Below are 5,523 nucleotides of genomic sequence, written 5' to 3'. Positions count from 1 at the left end.
TGCGGCACGGTGCACAAGCTGGCCGACGAGCCGCAGCTGCGGGTGATCAAGACCGCGGGCGTGCGCACGGCCAACATCGGCGACCTGGTGCGTTACACGCTGACGGTGGAGAACGTGGGCGTGGTGAACGTGCGCGACAGCACGGTCGTCGACACCCCGCCGCAGGGCTTCAGCTACGTGGAAGGCTCGCTGGCGGTGGACGACGGCGACGACGCCTTCGACCTGGCGCCGAGCCAGTCGCCGCTGCGCATCGGCGGGCTGGACGTGGCCGCCGGCGAGAGCGCGACCATCGTCTACCTGCTGCGGGTCGGCGCCGGCGTGCGCCACGGCACCCAGGTGAACACGGCGCAGGCGCAGGACGCGGCCGGCAACGCGATCTCCAACACCGCCACCGCCCAGGTGTCGGTGGAGGCCGATCCGCTGCTCGACGACAGCCTGATCTTCGGCACGGTGTTCAACGACCGCGACGGCGACGGCTGGCAGGACAGCGCGGCCCTGACCGGGGTGCGGGTGCAGGGCGGGTTCGCGCCGGGCGCTTACCTCGCCGGCTCGACCACGCTCGATCGCGGCGCCGGCGCCGAGCCGGTGGCCGATGCCAGCGCGCCGCTGCTGCACGGCATCACCGTGGGCACCATCGCCGCCCGCCAGTCCGAGGCCGACCCGGGCCCGCAGGTGGTGATCCGCCAGCGCCTGACCGAGGCGACGTTCACGAACGACTTCGTGCTCACCAGCGACCAGGGCGTGACGGTGCGCGTGGATGCGGCCGGCACCGCCACGGTGGACAAGTCGGACGCGGCGGCCAAGGGCCTGAACGCAGCGGCCCCGACCGTGGAACGCCGCATCGCCCAGGGCGAGGGCGGGGTGGTGGTCGATTACGTGATCGGCAACGCCGGCCTCGACGAGCGCGGCATCCCCGGGGTGCGCATCGCCTCGGTGGACGGGCTGCTGATCGAGACCGACCAGTACGGCCGCTACCACCTGGCCGACGTGCCCGGCGGCGCCCGCGGCCACCGCAACTTCATCCTCAAGCTCGATCCCTCGACGCTGCCGCCCGGCACGCCGCTGACCACCGACAACCCGCTGGTGCGGCGGATCACCCCGGGCATCCCGGTGCGCTTCGACTTCGGCGTGCAACTGCCGGCCGAGGTCATCCCCGGCGGCAGCGAGGACGTGGAACTGACCCTGGGCGAGGTGATCTTCGCCCCGGGCAGCGCCGAGGTGCGCGATGAGTACGGGCCTGCGATCGCGAAGATGGCCGAACAGGTCGACGCCTACGGCGGCGGCACGGTGGTGATCACCGCCAACGGCGATCACCAAGCCCTGGCCTTCGACCGCGCCAGCGCGGTGCGCGAGCTGCTGCTGGCGCAGGTGACGCCGGAACACCGGCAGGCGCTGACGGTGAACGTGCACACCGAGGTCGACGACCTGGTGGCGGGCGTGACCGAGGGCGGGGCCTTGCTCGGCACGGTGCTGTTCGACACCGACCAGGCACAGATCAAGCCCGAGTTCGCGCCGCTGCTCGACCGGGTGGCGGCCCGCCTGGAGGCGATGGGCGGAGGCGCGATCGCGGTGGTCGGGCACACCGACGTGCGCGGCAGCCATGCCTACAACGCCGAGCTGGGCCTGCGACGGGCGCGGGCGGTGTACGAGGCGTTGGCCGAACGATTGAGTCCCGAGGTGCGCGCGCAAGTGCGCGTGGAGTCCAGCAACGATCCGACAGCCCCTGTCGGTCCGGAACGCAAGTGAGAGGGGGCCGGATCATGAAGATGAAGCTGCTCGATACCGCCCTGATCGGCATCCTGGCGGGCATGGCCTCGCAGGCGCTGGCGCAGGACCTGCCGGCGCCGCCGGCGACAGACACGGCCACGGCGCAGACCAGTGACGCCGCCGACGCCGAGGCCTGGCTGCGCCAGCCGGCGCCGGGCGACGGCACCGCGGACGGTGACACGGCCACGACGCTGGACTGCGGCGTGGAAGGTTGCGCCTCGGAGGAAGGCCTGGTGTTCAAGCTGCGCACGCGCAGCTACGACCGGCCGGTGACCGAGGGCACCAGTGCGCAGTCCTCCTCGCAGGCGCTGCAGCCGGACCGGCGCGTGAGCGTCGGCCTGGACGAGCCGGGCCGCGCCGTGGCGCAGGGCCGGTTCTCGGTGTACCTGCCCGGCGGCGGGGTGATCTGGGCGACCGAGGATCCGACCCTGGGCCGGCCCGAGCTGTCGGTCTCGGCGCCGACCATGGTGCCGTTCGACGGCAACGCCATCACCCGGCCGGTGCGCTTCTTCGTGCGCGGCAACTACACCGGCTTCATCGAGAAGATGGAGCTGGCGGTGTTCCGCGGCACCGACGGCGACCTGGTGCGGCCGCTGGCGAAGGTGCCGATCGACGTGGCCCCGGTGACCGAGGCCGAGTGGGACGGCGTGCTGCCGGCGGATGTCCGCTTCCGCGTCGGTGACGAGCTGGTCTACGTGCTGCGCGTGTTCGACGCCGAAGGCAACATCGACGAGACCCACGCCCGGCGCCTGCAGCTGGTGCGCCCGGACGAGGCCGAGCGCGGCCGCCAGCAGTTGCGCGACAGCACCGAGCGCAGCCACGGCCTGGCGCTGGGCACCGAGCAGGCCGAGACCCAGCGCCTGGTCGACGAGGTGTTCGGCGAGAGCACGCTGCGCTACCAGAACATCCCGATCTACGGCTCGCGCGTGCGCGTGCAGGGCCGCAATCTGCCGCCCGGCTACGCCTTGCTGATCAACGGCGACAGCTATCCGGTGGACCTGGAGCGCAAGTTCGTCGCCGAGTACCTGATGCCGGTCGGCCAGCACAGCTTCGACATCGCGCTGCAGGGCGGCGAAGGCGCCACCCCGGCCCGGCACCGGCTGGACGTGGACGTGAGCGGGCGCTACTTCTTCGGCGTCGGCCTGGCCGACCTGACGGTCTACGAGAACAGCGCCAGCGGCCCCGGCCGCGACCTGGCCCTGGCCGGGCGCGAGGACGACATCTTGAGCGACGGCCGCCTGGCGTTCTATGGCAAGGCCAAGCTCAAGGGCAAGTACCTGATCACCGCCCAGGCCGACACCCAGGACCGGCCGCTGGAGGACCTGTTCGACGGCTTCACCCAGGCCGATCCGCAGGACATCTTCCGGCGCCTGGACCCGGACCTGTACTACCCGACCTACGGCGACGACTCGACCACCTATCGCGACGTCGACACCATGGGCCGGTTCTACCTGCGCGCCGACTGGGACAAGAACGAGGCGCTGTGGGGCAACTTCTACACCGGCATCACCGGCACCGAGTACGCGCAGTACGTGCGCTCGCTATACGGCGCGGCGCTGAACTGGCGCTCGCGCACGGCCAACCCGTGGGGCGATGCGAGCACCGAGCTGCGCGTGTTCGCCTCCGAGGCGCAGACCGCGCCGGGCCACAGCGAGTTCCGCGGCACCGGCGGCAGCCAGTTCTACCTGCGCCACACCGACGTGCTGCCGGGCTCGGAGCACCTGGTGATCGAGGTGCGCGACCCGACCACCGGGCGGGTGGAGCAGCGCATCGAGCTGGTGCGCGGGGCGGACTACGAGATCGACGAGCTGCAGGGACGGCTGACCCTGGCCAAGCCGCTGTTGCCGAACACGCTCGAGAACGTGCCCGGGATCACCCGCGACACGCCGCTGGGCGGGTTCGAGCAGCGCCTGATCGTGGACTACGAGTGGGTGCCGGCGAGCTTCGATGCCGACGAGATCGCTGCCGGCGTGCGCGGCAAGCACTGGCTTGGCGACCACGTCGGGGTCGGGCTGACCTACGTGGACGAGAACCGCGCCGGCGAGGACTACACGCTGATGGCGGCCGACCTGACCCTGCAGGCGGGCAAGGGCACGTACCTGAAGCTGGAGCACAGCAAGACCGAGGCGACCAGCGCGCCGGTGTTCTTCTCCACCGACGGCGGCCTGTCGTTCACCCAGCTCAACCCGGAAGGCCCGCGCGAGGGCGATGCCAGCGCGGTCGAGGCGCGGATCAACTTCCAGGAGATGGGCTGGACCGAGCAGGCCTGGAGCGCGGGCGCATGGTGGCGGCAGGTCGATGCCGGCTACTCGATCTCGCGCTTCGACACCGGCCAGGCGGTCGAGGAGCACGGCGCCGAGGTGCTGGGCCAGTTCACGCCCAACGTCGGCATCTACGCCCGCTACAGCAAGGCCGAGCGCGGCGGCGAGTCGCTGACGCAGATGCAGGTGACCGGCGAGTGGCGGATCAGCGAGGACGGCGCGGTGACTGCCGAGGTCCGGCGCACCGAGGAGGAGCGCAGCACCGGCGAGGCCGCCGGCACGTTGGGCGCGCTGCGCTACACCCACCGCTTCGGCACCGCGCTGGACGTGTTCGGCACCGCCCAGGTGACCCTGGACGATGATGGCGGCAACTACGCCGACAACGACGCCTACAGCCTGGGGGCGCGCTACAACTTCGCCAACCTGTCGAACATCGGCGCCGAGGTGACCACCGGCGACCGCGGCGATGCGGCCACGGTCAACGGCGAGTACCGGCTGAGCGCGCAGCACAGCTTCTACGGCGGCTACACCTACTCCACCGACAGCACCGAGTACCACTCGCTGTTCAACCCGAACCGGCAGAACGGCTGGACCTTCGGCCAGCGCTGGCGGCTGTCCAACCAGGTGAACCTGTTCAACGAGAGCCAGTTCCTCAAGAGCCGCAACGAGTCCGGGCTGGTGCACACCTACGGCATGGACTTCTACCCGGCGGTGGGCTGGAACCTGGGCTTCACCTTGAGCGACGGTGAGCTGACCAACAGCGCCGGCGACCAGGTCGAGCGCGAGGTGGTGAGCATCAGCGGCGGGCGCACCTCGCAGGCGACCGACTGGCGCAGCAAGCTGGAGTGGCGGCGCGACGACGGTGCCGAGCGGCGCACGCAATGGGTGAGCACCAACCACCTGAGCCACAAGGTCAACGAGAGCTGGCGGATCGCGGCGCGGTTCAACTACGCCGACACCGACGACGAGCTCAACCCGGCGGCCGGGGCGAAGTTCATCGAGGGCAACTTCGGCTTTGCCTACCGGCCGTGGGACAGCAGCCGCTGGGGCCTGTTCGGTCGCTACACGTACCTGTACGACCTGGCCACCTTGGGCCAGGTGGGCGGGGCGCAGTACGACCAGAAGAGCCAGGTGCTGGCCTTCGAGGGCGTGTACCGGATCGACCAGCACTGGGAGCTGGCGGCCAAGCTGGCCCGGCGCGAGGGCGAGGTGCGGTTCGGGCGCGGCACCGGGGCCTGGTTCGACTCGGCGACCACCTTCGCCGCCGGCCAGATCCGCTACGAGCTGCGCGAGAAGTGGCATGCGCTGGGCGAGTACCGCTGGCTGGACGTGAAGGACGGCGGCACCCGGCAGGGCTTCCTGGTCGGCGTGGACCGCGACCTGAACCGCAACTTCCGCATCGGCGCCGGCTACAACTTCACCGACTTCAGCGACGACCTGACCGACTTCGACTACGACCACAAGGGCTGGTTCGTCAACTTTGTGGGGAGCTATT

The 5,523-nt window shown here is 70.9% G+C and carries 2 protein-coding genes; both read left to right on the top strand.

The genetic code is table 11. The features are described 5' to 3' along the window. Window positions 1–1,746 (top strand): OmpA family protein (locus FXO19_RS18895; RefSeq protein WP_149196666.1); only part of this gene is annotated, 1,746 nt, incomplete at its 5' end. Window positions 1,747–1,760: 14 nt separating this feature from the next. Next, window positions 1,761–5,523, top strand: a 3,763-nt coding sequence (locus FXO19_RS18890; RefSeq protein WP_223115552.1) for a hypothetical protein, incomplete at its 3' end; no start/stop codon positions are given.

This window comes from Luteimonas suaedae, from assembly GCF_008312895.1.
Classification (GTDB): Bacteria; Pseudomonadota; Gammaproteobacteria; order Xanthomonadales; family Xanthomonadaceae; genus Luteimonas; species Luteimonas suaedae.
Note: the sequence above shows the minus strand (reverse complement) of the source record. Positions and strands in the feature narration are given on the sequence as shown.